The organism is Streptomyces sp. NPDC045899, from assembly GCF_056431485.1.
Genome location: NZ_JBWKKP010000007.1, coordinates 154,185 through 171,340 on the forward strand (window position 1 = coordinate 154,185; position 17,156 = coordinate 171,340).

15 protein-coding genes are annotated in these 17,156 nt (G+C 72.5%); 4 read left to right on the forward strand and 11 right to left on the reverse strand.

Features of this window, described 5'->3' with window-relative positions; genetic code table 11:
* Nucleotides 1-67 precede the first annotated feature (67 nt).
* Entirely contained in the window at nt 68-730 is a 663-nt protein-coding gene (gene nucS, locus AC07FT_RS13185) for an endonuclease NucS (RefSeq protein WP_037951157.1), read from the reverse strand.
* Between the two features lie 212 nt (nt 731-942).
* Here nucS and AC07FT_RS13190 point away from each other — a divergent pair, with 212 nt between their 5' ends.
* Nucleotides 943-1,335 (forward strand): SCO5389 family protein, encoded by a 393-nt coding sequence (locus tag AC07FT_RS13190; RefSeq protein WP_254738582.1) that lies wholly within the window; start codon nt 943-945, stop codon nt 1,333-1,335.
* 37 nt (nt 1,336-1,372) lie between these two features.
* Here AC07FT_RS13190 and AC07FT_RS13195 read toward each other — a convergent pair whose 3' ends face one another.
* Nucleotides 1,373-2,407 carry an LLM class flavin-dependent oxidoreductase gene (locus AC07FT_RS13195; protein WP_479176430.1) on the reverse strand — a complete coding sequence of 345 codons (1,035 nt, stop codon included), beginning with the start codon at nt 2,405-2,407 and terminating at the stop codon, nt 1,373-1,375.
* Between the two features lie 233 nt (nt 2,408-2,640).
* On the opposite strand from AC07FT_RS13195, the gene AC07FT_RS13200 reads away from it, so the two are divergent.
* On the forward strand, nt 2,641-2,958 hold the full coding sequence (locus AC07FT_RS13200) for an ATP/GTP-binding protein (RefSeq protein ID WP_479176339.1): 318 nt from the start codon (nt 2,641-2,643) through the stop codon (nt 2,956-2,958).
* Nucleotides 2,959-2,990: 32 nt separating this feature from the next.
* Here the strand turns inward: AC07FT_RS13200 and AC07FT_RS13205 are convergent, their stop codons facing one another.
* The 8 genes from AC07FT_RS13205 to mce all read right to left on the reverse strand — a co-directional run bounded on the left by AC07FT_RS13205 (nt 2,991) and on the right by mce (nt 13,932).
* Nucleotides 2,991-4,016, reverse strand: coding sequence for an ABC-2 transporter permease (locus AC07FT_RS13205; protein WP_479176340.1), 1,026 nt, complete (start codon nt 4,014-4,016; stop codon nt 2,991-2,993).
* The gene (locus AC07FT_RS13210) at nt 4,013-5,230 is read right to left on the reverse strand and encodes an ABC transporter ATP-binding protein (RefSeq protein ID WP_479176341.1); all 1,218 of its coding nucleotides are present in this window, start codon (nt 5,228-5,230) and stop codon (nt 4,013-4,015) included. Before AC07FT_RS13210 ends, AC07FT_RS13205 begins: the two co-directional genes overlap by 4 nt.
* Nucleotides 5,231-5,310: 80 nt before the next feature.
* Nucleotides 5,311-6,198, reverse strand: coding sequence for a hypothetical protein (locus AC07FT_RS13215; protein ID WP_479176342.1), 888 nt, complete (start codon nt 6,196-6,198; stop codon nt 5,311-5,313).
* A gap of 64 nt (nt 6,199-6,262) precedes the next feature.
* Complete coding sequence (locus AC07FT_RS13220; RefSeq protein WP_479176343.1) at nt 6,263-7,033, reverse strand: ABC transporter permease; 771 nt, start codon at nt 7,031-7,033, stop codon at nt 6,263-6,265.
* 2 nt (nt 7,034-7,035) lie between these two features.
* The gene (locus tag AC07FT_RS13225; protein WP_479176344.1) at nt 7,036-8,007 is read right to left on the reverse strand and encodes an ABC transporter ATP-binding protein; all 972 of its coding nucleotides are present in this window, start codon (nt 8,005-8,007) and stop codon (nt 7,036-7,038) included.
* Nucleotides 8,008-8,140: 133 nt separating this feature from the next.
* Nucleotides 8,141-9,076: a coiled-coil domain-containing protein gene (locus AC07FT_RS13230; RefSeq protein ID WP_254738596.1), complete on the reverse strand. Its 936-nt coding sequence runs from the start codon at nt 9,074-9,076 to the stop codon at nt 8,141-8,143.
* A gap of 174 nt (nt 9,077-9,250) precedes the next feature.
* Entirely contained in the window at nt 9,251-13,252 is a 4,002-nt protein-coding gene (gene scy / locus AC07FT_RS13235; RefSeq protein WP_479176345.1) for a polarized growth protein Scy, read from the reverse strand.
* Between the two features lie 239 nt (nt 13,253-13,491).
* Complete coding sequence (gene mce, locus AC07FT_RS13240; protein ID WP_432014526.1) at nt 13,492-13,932, reverse strand: methylmalonyl-CoA epimerase; 441 nt, start codon at nt 13,930-13,932, stop codon at nt 13,492-13,494.
* Nucleotides 13,933-14,112: 180 nt separating this feature from the next.
* On the opposite strand from mce, the gene AC07FT_RS13245 reads away from it, so the two are divergent.
* Both AC07FT_RS13245 and meaB read left to right on the forward strand, forming a co-directional pair.
* A complete protein-coding gene (locus tag AC07FT_RS13245) occupies nt 14,113-15,294 on the forward strand; it encodes an acetyl-CoA C-acetyltransferase (RefSeq protein ID WP_479176431.1) in 1,182 nt (393 codons plus the stop codon).
* 94 nt (nt 15,295-15,388) lie between these two features.
* Nucleotides 15,389-16,348 (forward strand): methylmalonyl Co-A mutase-associated GTPase MeaB, encoded by a 960-nt coding sequence (meaB, locus tag AC07FT_RS13250; RefSeq protein ID WP_254738602.1) that lies wholly within the window; start codon nt 15,389-15,391, stop codon nt 16,346-16,348.
* A gap of 71 nt (nt 16,349-16,419) precedes the next feature.
* Here meaB and AC07FT_RS13255 read toward each other — a convergent pair whose 3' ends face one another.
* The gene (locus tag AC07FT_RS13255; RefSeq protein ID WP_479176346.1) at nt 16,420-17,130 is read right to left on the reverse strand and encodes a PepSY domain-containing protein; all 711 of its coding nucleotides are present in this window, start codon (nt 17,128-17,130) and stop codon (nt 16,420-16,422) included.
* Nucleotides 17,131-17,156: the final 26 nt, after the last annotated feature.

Genomic DNA, 17,156 nt, shown 5'->3' on the forward strand with positions numbered 1-17,156 from the left:
GACCGCATCGCGCCGGGCGCGGATGCGGTCGGGTGGCGGGAAGTGAGGGGTGTGGTGGCCGGGCCGGTCAGAAGAGGCGGAGCTTGTCGTCCTCGATACCGCGCAGCGCGTCGTAGTCGAGGACCGCGCAGCCGATTCCGCGGTCGGTGGCCAGCACCCGCGCCTGCGGCTTGATCTCCTGGGCGGCGAACACACCCTTCACCGGGGCGAGGTGGGGATCCCGGTTGAGCAGCTCCAGATAGCGGGTGAGCTGCTCGACTCCGTCGATCTCCCCCCGCCGCTTGATCTCCACCGCCACGGTGGCGCCGTCCGCGTCCCGGCAGAGAATGTCCACGGGGCCAATGGCGGTGGGGTATTCACGCCGAATAAGCGTCCAGCCATCGCCGAGTGTCTCGATCCGATCGGCCAGCAGCTCCTGGAGATGGGCCTCCACCCCGTCCTTGATCAGGCCCGGGTCGACGCCGAGTTCATGCGACGAGTCATGGAGGACTTCCTCCATGGTGATGATGAGCTTTTCCCCCGCTTTGTTCACGACCGTCCACACATCGTCATCGCCCTCTTTGAGGGTGCATGGGGGAGACATCCAGTTGAGGGGTTTGTAGGCCCTGTCGTCCGCGTGGATGGACACACTGCCGTCGGCCTTGACGAGGATCAGACGGGGTGCCGAGGGGAGGTGGGCGGTGAGACGGCCGGCGTAGTCCACGGAGCACCGGGCGATGACGAGACGCATGGTCGGCAACGCTACTCGACGCCGGTGGCTCCACGCGATTCGTCCGGCGATGGACCCGTTCGGTGATGGCTGGTTGTGTGCCCGTTCTCCTGGTGCGGGGGCAGTGGCCGAATTACCGTTGAAGCGGGCGGTCGCCGGACGGGTACGCTCCGTCGCCGTCCGCCCATCCCATCCCTGAGACCCCGCACCCCGGGGTCGCGAGAGGAGAACCCATGTCGCTCGACGTCTCACCGGCCCTTCTCGAACAGGCCGAGCGAGGCGAGGTCGACGAAGCGGAATTCGTCGACTGCGTCCGGAACTCCCTACCGTACGCATGGGAGATGATCAGCTCGCTGGTGGCCCAGCTCAAGGTGGACGGTGGAGAGTTCGCCGACAACCAGACGCCGCCGCCGGACGAGCAGGCACGCGGTCAACTGCTGCGCGCACTGGCGAGTGACGCGATACGCGGCGCGCTCCAGCGCCATTTCGGGGTCCGGCTGGCCTTCCAGAACTGTCACCGGGTGGCCGTCTTCCCGTTGGACGCGTCGGCGGATGAGCGCCTCGCGCGCTTCACCTCGGTTCGGGGGCAGTTGCTGAACCAGTCGCCCGAACTGCGCGACTGCTGACGCGATGACCGCTGCCGCTCCCTCTGGGGGAGGTGTATCAGCACAGGAGCGGCAGCACCTCACCACCGAGCCTGCGCACATTCTCCTCCGTGGTCGCCAGATCGCCCGACCCCTCGACCAGCAGCGCGAACCGGCGGATCCCGGTGCGCTCCGCGGTGGCCGCCAGCCGGTCCGCGCACAGCCGCGGCGGGCCGACCGGATGCAGCTCGCAGAGCAACTCCGCATAGGCCACCGGATCGCGCATCCGGCGCTGCCGCCCGTCGACCGTGACATGGGCATCGAGCCCCTGCCGTAACCAGCCGGGCATCGCCTTGGTCAGGATCTCCGCGGCCTCGGGCCGCGCGTCCGCGATCTGCACCACCCCCGCCGAGACATGCTCCGCCGCCTCGACCTCATCGGGCGGACGGCCCGCGGCGAGCGCGGAGCTCCGCCAGAGCGCGACCGCCTCGGCCTTCTCCTCGTCCCCGCAGTGCATACCGAGCAGCATGGGCAGCCCGCGCTCGGCGGCCAGCCGCACACTGCCGGGCGAGGTGCAGGCCACGACGACCGGAGGGGAGACCGCGCCCCGGCCGCCGAGCGGATCCTCGCAGCGCGGCACCACCGGCACCTCACGGAAGGCGAACCGCTCGCCGTCCGCCCCGACCCGGGGCTCGCGGAGCCAGCGCAGCAGCAGATCGAGCGATTCGGGGAAACCGTGCTCGAACGCCTCCAGACCGGCGCCGAAGACCTCCAGGTCCACCCAGGGCCCGCCGCGGCCGACCCCCAGGGTGAACCGGCCGCCGGAGACCTGGTGCAGCAACGCCGCCTGCTCACCCAGCGCGACGGGATGCGCCGTCGGCAGCACGCTCACCGCCGTGCCCACCCCGAGCGTCCGGGTGCGGCCCAGCAGATGGGCGGCGAGGGTGACCGCGGACGGACAGACCCCGTACGGAACGAAATGGTGCTCGGCGAGCCAGACCGCGTCCAGCCCCGACACCTCGGCCAGCTCGGCCGACCGCACCGCCCGGTGCAGCGCCTCCTGATGTCCCTGGCCCGGGAATTGAGCGGCCAGGATGAAAGCCCCCACATGCATCGCCATCTGCCTCCTTGTCGCGGAACGTCCGCGGACGCGGGCGCACCCCCCTCGAAGGCATTAACGCCTGACACGTGCCAAGGGCACGGCTTGGCAAGAAGTTTTCATGATGATCGGAGAGTGGGGGTGGACGACGGCTTTCCGGAAGCGTGACCGTAACGCGTACTGTGGTCACAGCCCGTAGCCCTCAGCGGGTTTGAGTCGCCCAGCTCCCGAGTTTCCGAGGTGTCACCGTGTCTCCACGCCGCAACCGCCCGCGAGGTGGTGAGCAGCCCGTCGGCCGCGACGGTGCCGACCGCTTCGGACTCGAGCGCACCGAGGACTGGCAGGGCGAGGAGTGGGTGGTACGGCAGATCAGCGGGGGCGCCGCCACCAAGTACTACCGCTGCCCGGGGTGTGACCAGGGGATCCCGCCGGGGGTGCCGCATGTGGTCGCCTGGCAGCAGCACTCGGGGGCCGATGACCGCCGCCACTGGCACAAGGCCTGCTGGAACGCGCGGGACCGCCGGAGCGCGAAGCTCCAGCGGTCCCGTAGCGCGCCGAAGTACTGAGGGCCGCGGGCCGGGCGGCCGCGCGGGGTGTCTCAGACGTCCCGCTTCTCCAGCAGCACATAGGCGCCGATCAGCGCCGCGCCGGTGACCCCGGCCAGTACGCCCAGCTGCGACCAGCCGCTGCCCAGTTCGTCGGAGAGCTGGAACAGCGCCGCCAGCGCGTTCGGCGAGGAGTACTTCTGCATGGTCTCGCCGAGGTCCTGGAGGCTCTCGGACATCATCAGGAACGCCGGGAGGATCGCCGGCAGCAGCACTACACCGAGCATCGCGGTGATGGCGCCCGCGGAGTGCCGCAGCATGGAGCCGACGGCCATGGAGAGCAGCCCGAGCAGCGACATGTAGAGCCCGGCCCCGATGGTGGCGCCGACCATCTGCTCACCGGTGGGCTCCATGACACCCGGGCCGCTGTGCATCCCCGATCCGGCGAACGCCACCAGTGCCAGCGCAGCGGTCGTGGTGGTGAACGAGAGGGTGAAGAAGACCAGCGCCTTGGCGGTCAGCACGCGCCCGCGCTGCGGGCAGGCGGTGACCGTGGTGCGGATCATGCCGGTGCCGTACTCGGAGGAGACCACCAGCACGCCCAGGGTGACGAGGCAGAGCTGACCCAGCAGGGTGCCGAAGAAGCCGGGCAGGGTCGGGGGAGCGGTGGTGTAGTCGTCGTCGCCGGTGCCCGCGGAGACCAGCAGTCCGATCCCGACCACCAGCGCGACCATCACGCTCAGCGTCCAGATCGTCGACCGCACCGACTTGATCTTGGTCCACTCGGAGGCGAGGGCGTGTCCGAGGTGGGTGCCGCGGACCGGGATCGGCGAGGTGTAGCCGCCCACGGCGGCGTACGGCTGGGACGGGTTGGCCCCGGCGGGCGGCGGCGTCGGCTGCGGCATCTGCTGCGGGACGGGCTGCTGCGGCGCCGCGGGGGCGGCCATCTGCGGGTGCGGGTGCGCCGACGGCGGCGGCATCTGCTGCGGCGCCTGCGGGGCGCCGTGCGGCACCGGCGGGGTGTGCGGGGGCGTGTGCGGCGGGACGGGCGCCGACGGGTGCTGGTACGGGGTCGTCATCGGGCGTCCTCGCTGTCGCGCTTGGTCATGTCGGGAGCCGAGGCAGGGGGAGCGGCCGGAGGGGCGGCGGGCGGCGCCGCGGGCGCGGCCGCCGGTACGGCGCCCTGCGGCTGACCGTAGGGCGCCGGTGCGTGGCCCTGCGGGGCGGCGGGCGGCTCGGCGTACCCCGGCAGTACGGTGCCGGGCGGGAAGCCGCCGGGGCCCACGGGCTGGCCGGGCGCCCCCGGGGCGTAGCCGTACGCACCGCCCTGCGGCGGCATACCGGGGACCGGTTCCATCAGCCCGGCACGCTGGTCGACGGTGGAGCGGTAGTCCACCGCGCCGGAGGTCATCCGCATGTACGCCTCCTCCAGCGACGCCTGGTGCGGCGACAGCTCCCAGAGGCGGACATCGGCCCCGTGTGCCAGATCGCTGATCCGCGGCAGCGGCAGTCCGGTCACCCGCAGGGCGCCGTCCTGCTCGGGCAGCACCTGGCCGCCCGCCTCGCTCAGAGCGGAGGTGAGTTTCTCGCGCTGCTCGGGCTCGCCCTCGGGGGTACGGACACGGGCGAAGTCCGCGGAGTTGTACGAGATGAAGTCCCGGACGCTCATATCGGCGAGCAGCTGGCCGCGCCCGATGACGATCAGGTGGTCCGCGGTGAGCGCCATCTCGCTCATGAGGTGGCTGGAGACGAAGACGGTGCGGCCCTCGGAGGCCAGCTGCTTCATCAGATTGCGGACCCACAGGATGCCCTCGGGGTCCAGACCGTTCACCGGCTCGTCGAAGAGCAGCACCTGCGGGTCGCCGAGCAGGGCGGCGGCGATGCCCAGGCGCTGGCCCATACCGAGCGAGAAGCCCTTGGACCGCTTGCCGGCGACGCTCTGGAGGCCGACCACGCCCAGGACCTCGTCCACCCGGCGGGCCGGGATACCGGACAGCTGGGCCAGGCACATCAGGTGCTGGCGCGCACTGCGGCCCCCGTGCACGGCCTTGGCGTCGAGGAGGGCACCCACCTGACGCGGTGCGTTGGGGAGGCGGCGGAACGGGTAGCCACCCACGGTGACCTGCCCGGCGGTGGGCTCGTCGAGCCCCAGGATCATGCGCATCGTCGTCGACTTGCCGGATCCGTTGGGTCCCAGGAAGCCGGTGACGGCACCGGGCCTCACCTGGAACGACAGGTTGTACACGGCCGTCTTGGCGCCGTAGCGCTTCGTCAGGCCGACTGCCTCGATCATTCTCCGCCCCTCGTGCAAATGGGTCCGGGGCGCGAGCCCCCGTGAGGGTTAGGAGGATAGCGGTGGGTTGACGGTTCCCCTCACCGGAGGAATGAGAGCGCATCGTAATCACGGGCCCCGGACGGCACCTCCGCACCGTCCCCGGCCTCCCCGGCACCGCCCCCGAGTCCCTCCAGCGGCAGCGTCCAGCCCTCGTCCCGGAAGGCCCGGGTGCCCGCCTCCCGCACCGCGGGGTCGGCGCCCGCCCGCCGGACCCAGGAGCGCGGATCGGGGCCGAGCAGGGCGCGCAGCCGGTCCGAGGCGGCCAGCAGCCGGGTCAGCAGCGCGCCCTGGTCGCCGCCGCCGGGCAGCGGCGCGGTGCCGTCAGGGTCCCGCAGCACCCCGCGCACCCCGGTGTAGAGGTACGCGCCGCCCAGCCGTTCACCGGACGGCAGCACCATCGGGAAGTCCGCGCCGGGCAGCGGCACCCGCCGGTAGTTGGGGTACTCGGTGGCGTCCACCGCCGCGAGCTGACCGGCGTCCAGCCAGCTCACCACCAGCGCGGTGCGCTGCCGCGGCGCGGTGTACGGCGCGGAGGCGACGTAGCCGTGGCGCCCGATGTGCGCGGCGGCGCCGACCGCGATCCCGGTGATGTCCACCGGGACCATCGGCACGGCGTACCGGTCGTCCAGCCGGGAGAGCTTGTGGTGCAGCTGGGCGGGGGAGGCGTTGGAGCCGACCGCGACGACCGGGGTGCGCGCACCGGCCGCCGGTGCCCCGAGCCGGGCCAGCGCGGTGTCCAGCGGTATCCGGTGTCCGTCCGGGCCGGGGACCGGCCAGCTGCCCAGCCGTCCCTCCGCGGGCTCCAGCGGCCACAGCTCACCACCGGTGAGCAGGGCGGGCGACGTGACGGGACGGCCGGGGTAGCACAGCGGCTGCCGGGCGGGCACGTCGGCGAAGCCCAGGGCGGCGAGACTGCGGTCGGTCACACCCGCGAGCCTACGCAACGGACGGCCGCGCGAGGACCTCCCGCGAGGACCGGCAGGACAGGGCCTAGGCGTCGCGGCGCTTGAGCAGGACGTAGCCCGTCATCAGGGCGGCCGTCACCCACAGGCACATGATGCCGAAGCCGCCCCACGGGCCGTACGGGGCGCCGTCGCCGTCCGGGACCACCCGCATGATGTGCTGGCCCGCCTGGTCCGGCAGATATGCGCCGAACTTCCGGGTCACTTCCACGTTGGCCAGGATGTTCGAGATCAGGAAGAAGAACGGCATCAGCACGCCCAGGGACAGCAGCGGGCTGCGCAGCATCACCGCGACCGCCATCGAGAACACGGTGATGAGCGTCATGTAGAGCCCACCGCCGAGCACCGCCCGCAGCACCCCGGGGTCGCCCAGCGCGGCCCGGTACTGGCCCAGCAGGGTCTGGCCGGTGGCGAAGGCGGCGAAGCTGGTGAGCATGCCCACCGCGAGGGCGAGCAGCGCCGCCACGGTGAGCTTGGCGGTGAACAGCACCCCGCGGCGCGGAACGGCCGCGAGCGAGGTGCGGATCATTCCGGTGGCGTACTCGCCGGAGACCACCAGCACCCCGAAGACGATCATCGCGAGCTGACCGAGTCCGGTGCCCGCGAAACTCACGAAGGTCGGGTCGAAGACCTGCTTGTCATGGGGGGACAGACGGGTGAAGTCATGCCGGACCAGTGCGCTGATGAGCGCTCCGAGCGCGATCGTGACCAGCGCGGCCACACCCAGCGTCCACACCGTCGAGCGCACCGAACGGATCTTGGTCCATTCGGAGCGCAGCACCCGGGTCGGCACCGCCATCGTCAGGACTCCTTCCCGGACCGCCGGTCGGCGCCCCAGACGGCGGCCGGGGCGGGCTCATCGGCCCCCGCGGGATGTGCGTGGTACTCCACCGATCCGGCCGTGAGCCGCATGAACGCCTCCTCCAGGGACGCCTGCTGCCGGCTCAGCTCATGCAGGACCAGCCGGTGGTCCGCCATCAGCTGGCCCAGCCGCACCGGATCGCCGCCGTCCACCTCGACCGAGCCGTCGGAGCCGGGGACCGCGGTGAATCCGCCCGCCGCCAGGACATCGCGCAGTCGCTGCTGTTCGGGGGAGCGCAGCCGCACATAGGAACGTGAATGTTCGGTGATGAAATCCGGCATCGAGGTGTCGGCGAGAAGTCGTCCCTGACCGATGACCACCAAATGGTCGGCAGTGAGTGCCATTTCGCTCATCAGATGACTTGAGACGAACACGGTCCGCCCCTGGCCCGCCAGATCACGCATCAGATTCCGGATCCAGTGGATGCCCTCCGGATCGAGTCCGTTGACCGGCTCGTCGAACATCAGAATGGACGGATCACCGAGCATCGCGGCGGCGATTCCCAGCCGCTGACTCATTCCCAGGGAAAAACCCTTGGAGCGTTTGCGGGCGACCGAACCGAGGCCGACCAGGTCCAGCACCTCATGGACCCGGGAGTCCGCCACCCCGTTGCTCTGGGCCAGACACAGCAGGTGGTGGAAGGCGCTGCGGCCGCCGTGCACCGCCTTGGCGTCGAGGAGGGCGCCCACATGCCGCAGCGGGTCCGTGAGCCGCTCGTACGGCTGTCCGCCGATCCGGACCCGGCCGGAGGTCGGGTGGTCGAGACCGAGCACCATCCGCATGGTGGTGGACTTGCCCGCCCCGTTGGGACCGAGGAAGCCGGTGACCACACCCGGCCGTACGGTGAAGGAGAGGCCGTCCACGGCCAGCGTGTCACCGTAGGCCTTGGTCAGCCCCTCGATCTCGATCATGCGGCCACGCTAAGCGGGGCCCGTCACCCCCGCCACCGGGCCGCCGCCCGCCGGAGTACCGGCCGCGGACGCGCGCCTGCCCCGCGCCGCACGGTGCGGCACGGGGCAGGGAGCGCTCAGGGATGACCGGGTGTCACCGGGTCTGCTGGGCGGGGACGCCACGGCTGACCGCCTCGTCCTCCGGCGTACCGGCCGCGGCCACCGCGGCACCGGTCAGCGTGGCCAGCATCTCGCGGACGTTGGTCAGCTGGGCGTTGATGCTGTCGCGGCGGTTGGTGAGGGCCGCCAGCTCGCGCTCGGACTCGCTGCGGATCCGGTCCGCCTTGGCGTTGGCGTCGGCCACGATGTCCTCGGCCTGGCGCTGCGCGGTCTCCACCGTCTGGCGGGCCCGGCGCTCGGCATCGGTGCGCAGCTTCTCGGCCTCCAGGCGCAGCTGCTCGGCGCGGTGCTCGATCTCCGCGAGCCGCTTCTCCGCCTTGGCCTGACGGGAGGCCAGGTCGCGCTCGGACTGCTCGCGGCGCTTGGCCAGGTTCGTCTCGAAGTCGGCGGCGGCCTGCGCGGCCTTGGCGCGGGTCTCCTCGAAGAGGGAGTCCGCCTCCTCGCGCTTGGACTGGGCGTCCTTCTGCGCCTCCTGGCGCAGGGTGGAGGCCTCGCCCTTCGCCTTCTCGACGATACGCGCGCCTTCGTCCTCGGCCTTCGCCTTGCGCTCGGCGGCGAACGTCTCCGCGTCGTTGCGCACCTGCTGGGCCGCCGACTCGGCGAGCTCACGGTGCTGTTCGGCGGCCCGGCGGGCCTCCTCGCGCAGATCCTTGGCCTCCTCCTCGGCGAGACGGAGGATCTTCTCGACCCGGGCGCCGAGCCCCGCGTAGGACGGCTCCGCGTCGTTGATCTGGGCCTGAGCGTTCTGCGTCTCGAGGTGCAGCTCCTCGATGCGCTTTTCCAGGGAGGTGATACGGGCCAGTGCACTGTCACGGTCGGCGACGAGCTTGGTAATGCGGTCGTCCACCTGACCGCGGTCGTATCCACGCCGCACGAGCTCGAAGCCGAAGGGGGAGGAAGTGTCGCTCATGGGGTTCCTGTCGAAAGAGACCGGTGAGGTGATAGAGGGAATCCTAGGGGGCCGAGCGGCGTGTCATCGAGTCAACGTCTGTTTGATCTGGAGAATGTCCAGCCTTTTGAGTGTCGTTAAGGCCCAACGCTTGTCACTCGTCGGGATGATTCGGACACGATACGGCGTGTGGCGCTAGCCGTCGGAACGTTTTCCGCCCGGTCTGTTCGCACCCGCTCCCGCCGCCGTCTTGACCCCGCCGTTCTCCTTGGCGCCCGCGCCACCCGACCCGGGTGTCTCGAAGGACTCCAACGCCTCCAGTACGTCCTGGACACGGGAGATCTCCGAGTTGATGTCCTCGCGGCGCCGCTTGAGCAACTCCAGCTCCCGCTTGCCCTCGTCCACGATCTCCGTCGCCTCGGCGGTGGCGTCGGCCCTCATCCGCTCCGCGTCCCGCGTCGCGTCGGCCTTCCGCTGCTCGGCCTCCTTCAGCAGGCCCTCGGCCTTCTTCACCGCCGCGATCCGCACCCGGCTGGCCTCGCTGTTGGCGTCCGACACCAGCGACTTGGCCTTCTCCTCGGCCTTCATCAGCTGCGCGGTGGCCGCCGCGACCAGCTTGTCCACCCGCTCGCCGGTGGCCTTCATCTGCTCGGCGGACTCCCGGCGGGCCCGCTCGTGCAGCTCCTCCACCTCCGACTCGATCCGGGTGCGCAGCTCCTCGGCGCGCTCCCGGATCGCGGTCGCGTCGCCCCGGGCCTCGCCCAGCATCACATCCGCGTCCGTACGGGCCTTCTCCACCAGCCCGTTGGCCTCCTCGGTGGCCGACGCGACCAGCCGGTCGGCCTCCTGGCGGGCCACGCCCACCATGGTGTCCGCCTGCTCCTCGGCCGCGGTGGCCGCCCGCAGCGCGGCCTCCTGCGCCTCCGCGGTGAGCCGCTCGGCCTCCGCGGCGGACTCGGTGACCAGCCGGTCCGCCTGCTCCGCCGCGTCCGAGCGGCGCTTGTTGGCGTCCTCGCGGGCCCGGTCGACCAGCCGGTCCGCCTCGGCCTGTGCCTCGGCCCGGATCCGCTCGGCCTCCGCCGCCGCGTCGGTCCCCATCCGGTCCGCCTCGGCCCGGGTGCGCTCGGCGTGCTGCTGGGCCGAGCCGACGGTCTCCGCCGCCTCGGTGCGCAGCCGTTCGGCCTCCGCGGTGGCCTCCGCGAGCAGCCGCTCCGCCTCGCTCGCGGCCTCGCCCACCAGCCGGTCGGCCTGCGCCGCGGCCTCCGAGCGGATGTTGTTGGCGTCCCCGCGGGCCTGGGCCCGGGTGCGCGCCGCGTCCTGCTCCGCCGTGGCGCGCGCGTCCGACGCCTCGGTGCGCATCGCCTGGGAGCGGGCCGTGGCCTCGGCCACCAGTCGCTGCGCCTCTTCGGTGGCGCCGCTCACCAGGGTGTCGGCCTGCTCCGCGGCCTCCGTGCGGGTCTTGTTGGCCGAACGGCGCGCCTCGTCGAGCGTCTCATCGGCCTCGGTGCGCAGCCGCTCGGACTCATGGGTGGCCTCGCCGAGCAGCCGGTCGGCCTGTTCGGCCGCCTCCGTACGGCGCCGCCCGGCGTCCTCGCGGGCCTCGGAGGTCAGCCGCTCCGACTCGGCGATCGCCTCCGAAACCGTGCGCTCCGCCAGCGACTTGGCGGCCTCGGCCTCCTCCTGCGCCTCCTGCCGCAGCCGGGTGGCGTCCTGTGAGGCGCGCTCCCGCTCCGCGTAGGCGTCGGCGCGGACCCGGTCCGCCTCCTCCTGCGCCTCGGTGCGGGTGCGCTCCGCCGCGTGCTCGGCGGCCGTACGCAGCCCGGTGATCTCGGCATCGGCCTGTTCGTGCAGCCCGGCGACCGAATCGCGCACCTGCTGGGCGGTCTGCTCGGCGGCGGTGACCATGTCCGACGAGCGCCGCTCGGCCTCCTCGACCAGCCGTTGCGCCTCGGTCTGCGCCTCGGCGACCCGGTTGCGGGCCGCGGTCAGCAGCTCCTCGCTCTGCTCATGCGCCCGGGTGCGCTCCTGCTGGGCCTCCTCACGGGCGTCGGTCAGCAGCTCCTCGGCCTCACGGCGGCGGCGGGCGGCCTCCTCCTGGGCCGCGGCCAGCGCCTCGGCCGCCTCCGCGCCGATCCGCTCGGCGGCGGCCGTGGCGTCGGTACGCACCCGGTCGGCCATCTCCTGGGCCTCGGTGCGCAGCCGCTCGGCCTCCGCGGCGGCCTCGCCGCGCAGCCGCACCGCCACCGACTCGCCCTCGGCGCGCGCGTTCGACGCGTCGGCCGCGGCCTCCTCGCGCAGCCGGTCGGCCTCCTCCTCGGCCTGCTGGCGCAGCGCGTTCAGCCGCTCCGCGGACTCCCCGCGCTGCCGCTCGATCTCCTCGGCCGTCTCCCGGCGCAGCCGCTCGGCCTCCGCGCGCGCCTCGCTCAGCGCGTCGTCGGCGGAGCCCAGCCGCTGCTCGGCCTCCTGGTGCAGCCGGGTCAGCTCGGCCTCGGCGGTGGCCCGCCGGTCCTCCGCCGACCGCTCGGCCTCCTCGCGCAGCTCCTCGGCCGCGCGGTCGGCCTCGGTACGGATCTCCTCGGCCCGCTCCTCGGCCGAGGTCACCAGCTCCTCGGCCTCGCCCCGGGCCCGCTTCAGCAGCTCGTCGGCCTGGCGGCGCAGTGCGTTCGCCCGCTCGATCGCCTCGGTGCGGACCCGCTCGCTCTCGCTGGTCGCGCCCGAACGCGTCTCCTCCGCGTCCTGCTTGGCCTTGGTCAGCAGTTCCTCGGCAGTGCTGGCCGCCTCCTCGATCTGCTGGACCGCCTCCCGGCGGGCCTCGGTGCGGATCCGCTCGCCCTCGGCCACCGCCTCGGACCGCAACTGCTCGGCCTCGTCGCGCAGCCGCCGGGCCTCCTCCTGGAGCTCGACGGTCTTGGCGCGGTACTCCTTGGTGTCGTCCTTCGCCGCGCCCTTGAGCTCCTCGACGGTGTCCTGGGCCTCGGTGCGCAGCCGGTCCGCCTCGGACTCGGCCTCGCGCCGGATCCGTTCCGCCTCCTCGGCCGCCGCCTTGGTGGTGGCCTGCGCCTTCTCCGAGGCGCGGGTCAGCACGTCCTCGGCGCTGCGGGCCGCCTTGGCCAGCTGGGCCGCGGAGTCCTCGGCGGCGCGGGCACGGGCGTCGTCCCCGGCCTCCGAGACCATCCGCTCGGCCTCGGCGCGGGCGTCGTCACGGAGCTGCTCGGCCTCCGCCCGCAGCGCCTCGGCCTCCTTGGTGGCCTCGCCGACCAGCCGGGCGACCTCGGCACGGGCCGTACGGGTGCGCTGCTCATTGTCGGCCTCGGAGGCCGAAAGCCGCTTGCCGGCCGCTTCCTTGGCCTCGTTCAGGAGCTTCTCGGCCTCGGCGCGCGCCTCGCGCAGCGCCGTCTCCGCCTCCTGCATCCGCTGCTCGGCGGCGCGGGTCTGCTCGGCGGCCTGACGGCGGGCCTCGTCCGACTCGGTGGTGGCCCCGGCCCGCAGCTGCTCGGCGTGGTCGGTGGCCTCCTGCGCCTGTGCCCCGGCCGCGTTGAGCAGCCGCTCGGCGTCCGCGCGGGCCCGGCGCAGGATCGCCTCGGCCTCGGTACGGGCGGACTCCGTCTCCGAACCGAGCCGCTGACGGGCCTGCTCGGCCAGCCGCTGGGCCTCCGCGCGGGCGGCCGACAGCGACTGCTCGGCCTCGGCGCGGGACTCGTCCAGCAGCCGGCGGGCCTGGTCCTCGCTGCGGGCGCGCAACTGCTCGGCCCAGGCGACGTTCTCGTTGACGTGCGACTCGACGGTGGCGCGGCGCTCGGCGAGTTCCTGGTCCAGGCGCTGGCGGCGGCCCACCGCCTCGGCGTGCAGCTCGGCTTCGAGCCGGGCCTGCCGCTCGGCCTGTTCCTGGAGCAGCCGCTGGGTCTGGGCACGGGTCTCGCGCAGCTCGCGCTCGGCGTCGGCGCGCAGCTGGTCGGCCTGGATCTGCGCATTGCGCAGCAACTGTTCTGCCTGGTAGCCCAGGTTGCCGCTGTCGTAGGCAGGACGGGTCGCCAGAGTGCGGCGCGCCTCGTGCAGCTTGGCGCGCAGCACCTCGACCTGGTAGCCGAGGTCGTCGGCGTGCTGGACGGCCTTCTCCCGCTCGGTCTTCAGCCGCTCCATCTCGGCCTCGAACTTCGAGAGCTGATCGTCAGGCTCGTAGCGGTCGTAGCCCCGCACTGCGCGGTCCCATCCGTCCCCTGGTCGCGTTGGCGGCCGGCTCCGTACCTCGTGGTCCCTCGCGGTTCCTCGTGGTCACGGCCCGGCGACGTGTGCCGGACGGTGCGGAGCTGGCCCTTCCGAAGAAATGGTGTCAGATCATCGGCAAAGCCCGGGCCGGACCCCGATCCTTCCGATTCCCGTACCCCGGCCGAGCCTGCACTCTACCGGCCGGGGAAGGGGTAGGTCAGTGGTCCGCTTCAGTGGTCCGCTTCGGAGGAGGGTGCGGCGGTGACCAGTTCGGTCAGCACACCGTGGCAGTCCTTGGGGTGGAGGAAGGTGATCCGGGAGTCCATCGAGCCGCGGCGGGGCTCCTCGTAGAGGACCCGTACGCCCTTGCCGCGGATCTCCTCGGAGTCGCCGTCGACGTCGGCGGTGCCGAAGGCGATGTGGTGGACGCCCTCGCCGTTCTTGGCCAGCCACTTGCCGACCGCCGAGTCCTCCCTGGTCGGCTCCAGGAGCTGCAGGTAGGAGGCCCCGCCGTCGGAGGTCTCGTTGATCTTGAGCATGGCCTCGCGCACGCCCTGTTCCTCGTTGACCTCGGAGTGGAACACCTCGAAGCCGTACGTGGCACGGTAGAACTCGACGGTTTTGTCGAGGTCGAAGCAGGCGATCCCGATGTGGTCGATTCTCGTCAGCATGGGACCAGTGCACCGCTCTGCGCGGTGGTTACGCAACGTGCGCGCGATCACACTGATGGGCCGGTGACCGCGCGGGTGACCGGTCAGTACATTGACGATAACCCTCGTTAACTTCCTTCTTCTCGTGAAGGGGCGCACCACATGACCGCACCATCGACCGGTAACGCCAAGACCACCTCCGTGATCGTGGCGGGTGCCCGCACGCCCATGGGACGGCTGCTCGGCAGCCTGCGCTCGTTCTCCGGTGCCGACCTGGGGGGCATCGCCATCAAGGCGGCGATGGACCGCGCCGGGGTCGGCGGGGACCAGGTGCAGTACGTGATCATGGGGCAGGTGCTCCAGGCGGGCGCCGGCCAGATCCCGGCCCGGCAGGCGGCCGTGAAGGCCGGTATCCCGATGAACGTGCCCGCCCTCACCATCAACAAGGTCTGTCTCTCCGGCCTCGACGCCATCGCCCTGGCCGACCAGCTCATCCGCGCGGGTGAGTTCGACGTGGTGGTCGCGGGCGGCCAGGAGTCCATGACCAACGCCCCGCATCTGCTCCCCAAGTCGCGGGAGGGCTACAAGTACGGCGCCATCGAGATGCTCGACGCGATGGCGCACGACGGGCTCACCGACGCCTTCGAGAACATCGCCATGGGCGAGTCCACCGAGAAGCACAACACCCGGCTGGGCATCGCCCGCCCCGAGCAGGACGAGATCGCCGCCCGCTCCCACCAGCGGGCCGCCGCCGCCCAGAAGAACGGTCTGTTCGACGCCGAGATCACCCCCGTGGAGATCCCGCAGCGCAAGGGCGAGCCGGTCGTCTTCGCCAAGGACGAGGGCATCCGCGGGGAGACCACCGCCGAGTCCCTGGGCAAGCTGCGTCCGGCGTTCGCCAAGGACGGCACCATCACCGCCGGGACCTCCTCGCAGATCTCCGACGGCGCCGCCGCCGTCGTGGTGATGAGCAAGGCGAAGGCCGAGGAGCTGGGCCTGGAGTGGATCGCCGAGATCGGCGCCCACGGCAATGTGGCCGGACCCGACAACTCCCTCCAGTCGCAGCCGTCCAACGCGATCGCGCACGCGCTGGGCAAGGAGGGGCTGACCGTCGGCGACCTCGACCTGATCGAGATCAACGAGGCGTTCGCCGCGGTCGCGGTGCAGTCAATGAAGGATCTGGGCGTTTCCTCCGAAAAGGTGAATGTGAACGGAGGCGCCATCGCCCTCGGACATCCGATCGGGATGTCCGGCGCACGCATCGTGCTGCACCTGGCGCTGGAGCTGCGGCGGCGCGGCGGTGGCACGGGCGCGGCCGCGCTGTGCGGCGGTGGCGGTCAGGGCGATGCGCTGATCATCCGGGTCCCCGGAAAGAAGGCGTGATCCCGGCGGTCGCCGGGATGAGGTTCTGAACGGCGCCGGTCCACGGACACGGCGGGGCGGTACGGCGGTACGAGCGTTGAGGAGCGCGGCACCCATGAGTGATGTGCCCACCCTGGTGGAGCAGGCCCGGCAGGGGCGGCCGCGGGCCGTCGCCCGGCTGATCTCGCTGATCGAGGGCGATTCCCCGCAGTTGCGCGAGGTCATGGCGGCGCTGGCGCCGCTGGCCGGGGGTGCCTATGTGGTCGGTCTGACCGGCTCCCCCGGGGTGGGGAAGTCCACCTCCACCTCGGCGCTCGTCACCGCCTACCGCCGGATCGGCAAGCGGGTGGGGGTCCTCGCGGTGGACCCCTCCTCGCCGTTCTCCGGCGGGGCGCTGCTCGGCGACCGGGTCCGGATGTCCGAGCACGCCTCGGACCCCGGGGTCTATATCCGGTCCATGGCCACCCGCGGCCATCTGGGCGGACTCGCCTGGGCCGCGCCGCAGGCCATCCGGGTGCTGGACGCGGCCGGCTGCGATGTGGTGCTGGTGGAGACGGTGGGCGTCGGCCAGTCCGAGGTCGAGATCGCCGCCCAGGCCGACACCAGCGTGGTGCTGCTGGCGCCGGGGATGGGCGACGGGATCCAGGCGGCCAAGGCCGGGATCCTGGAGATCGGCGACGTCTACGTGGTCAACAAGGCCGACCGGGACGGCGCCGACGCCACCGCCCGTGAGCTCAACCACATGCTGGGCCTGGGCGAGGCACGGGGGCCGGGGGACTGGCGGCCGCCGATCGTCAAGACGGTGGCGGCGCGCGCCGAGGGCATCGACGAGGTCGTCGAGGCGCTGGAGAAGCACCGCGCCTGGATGGAGGAGCACGGTGTGCTGGCCGAGCGCCGGATGCGGCGGGCGGCCGGCGAGGTCGAGACGATCGCGGTGACCGCGCTGCGCGCGCGCATCGGCGATCTGCACGGCGACCGGCGGCTGGGCGCGCTGGCGGAGCGGGTCGTGGCCGGTGAGCTGGACCCGTACACGGCCGCCGACGAACTGGTGGCCGGGGTCACCGAGGGGGCCTGAGCCGCCGCACGACGGAGCGGGCCCCGGTGTCCGGGGCCCGCCGTACGCGTGGTTGTCGAGAGATCGGCCTGTCAGTCGTCGTCGCGGTCGCCGGCCTCGTCGTCGTTCCGGTCGTCGTCGGACACGGTCTGGGTGACCTTGCCGCTCTGCGCGTCGACGGTCAGGTCGCGCTCCTTGTGGTTCTTCACGACCTCGGCCTCCCACGCCGCGGCGCGGTCGTCGTCGATGCCGACGGAGGTCACGGTGCCACCGCCCGCGGCGGCCTTCCGCGCCGCCTCGACGGCGCTCACATCGGCCTTCTTCAGGGCGGCGCGCTCGGCGGCGTCGTCGTCCTCGTCACGGTCCACGCGCTGGTCCAGCACCTTGCCGCTGGACGCGTCCACGCCGACCTCGTGCCACTTCCCGTCCTTGCCCAGGATCTCGGCGTCCCAGACGGCGTTGCGGGCGTCGTCGTCCAGCTCGATGGAGGACAGCGTGCCCGGTGCGGCCTTCAGGGCCGTGCCCGCGGCGTCGGAGAGCGTCACCCGGGCGGTCTTGACCGACCCGGCCTCGCGGTCCGCGCCGTCGGTGTCGTCGCGGTCGGTGTCGTCCTTGCCGTCCCTGTCGTCCGCGTCGGCGTCGGTGTCGTCGGAGTGGTAGGCCGCCACCTTCCCGGTGGTCCCGGCCGCGCCGGAGGACGAGGACTGCGCGCCGCCCGTCCCGCCGTCCGCCATGGCGACGGCCGTACCACCGCCGATGAGGGCGGCCGCGGCGACGGTGGCGATGACGATGTTGCGCTTCATGAGGGTTTCCTCCCCGGGTCGTGTTC

Excerpts from the sequence above, each read along its gene's own strand:
- AC07FT_RS13225 (WP_479176344.1), bottom strand. The coding sequence starts at position 8,007 with ATGATCGAGATCGAGGGGCTGACCAAGGCCTACGGTGACACGCTGGCC.
- AC07FT_RS13210 (WP_479176341.1), bottom strand. The coding sequence starts at position 5,230 with ATGATCGAGGCAGTCGGCCTGACGAAGCGCTACGGCGCCAAGACGGCC.
- AC07FT_RS13195 (WP_479176430.1), bottom strand. The coding sequence starts at position 2,407 with ATGCATGTGGGGGCTTTCATCCTGGCCGCTCAATTCCCGGGCCAGGGA.
- AC07FT_RS13255 (WP_479176346.1), bottom strand. The coding sequence starts at position 17,130 with ATGAAGCGCAACATCGTCATCGCCACCGTCGCCGCGGCCGCCCTCATC.
- AC07FT_RS13205 (WP_479176340.1), bottom strand. The coding sequence starts at position 4,016 with ATGACGACCCCGTACCAGCACCCGTCGGCGCCCGTCCCGCCGCACACG.
- mce (WP_432014526.1), bottom strand. The coding sequence starts at position 13,932 with ATGCTGACGAGAATCGACCACATCGGGATCGCCTGCTTCGACCTCGAC.
- meaB (WP_254738602.1), top strand. The coding sequence starts at position 15,389 with ATGAGTGATGTGCCCACCCTGGTGGAGCAGGCCCGGCAGGGGCGGCCG.
- AC07FT_RS13190 (WP_254738582.1), top strand. The coding sequence starts at position 943 with ATGTCGCTCGACGTCTCACCGGCCCTTCTCGAACAGGCCGAGCGAGGC.
- nucS (WP_037951157.1), bottom strand. The coding sequence starts at position 730 with ATGCGTCTCGTCATCGCCCGGTGCTCCGTGGACTACGCCGGCCGTCTC.
- AC07FT_RS13220 (WP_479176343.1), bottom strand. The coding sequence starts at position 7,033 with ATGGCGGTGCCGACCCGGGTGCTGCGCTCCGAATGGACCAAGATCCGT.
- AC07FT_RS13230 (WP_254738596.1), bottom strand. The coding sequence starts at position 9,076 with ATGAGCGACACTTCCTCCCCCTTCGGCTTCGAGCTCGTGCGGCGTGGA.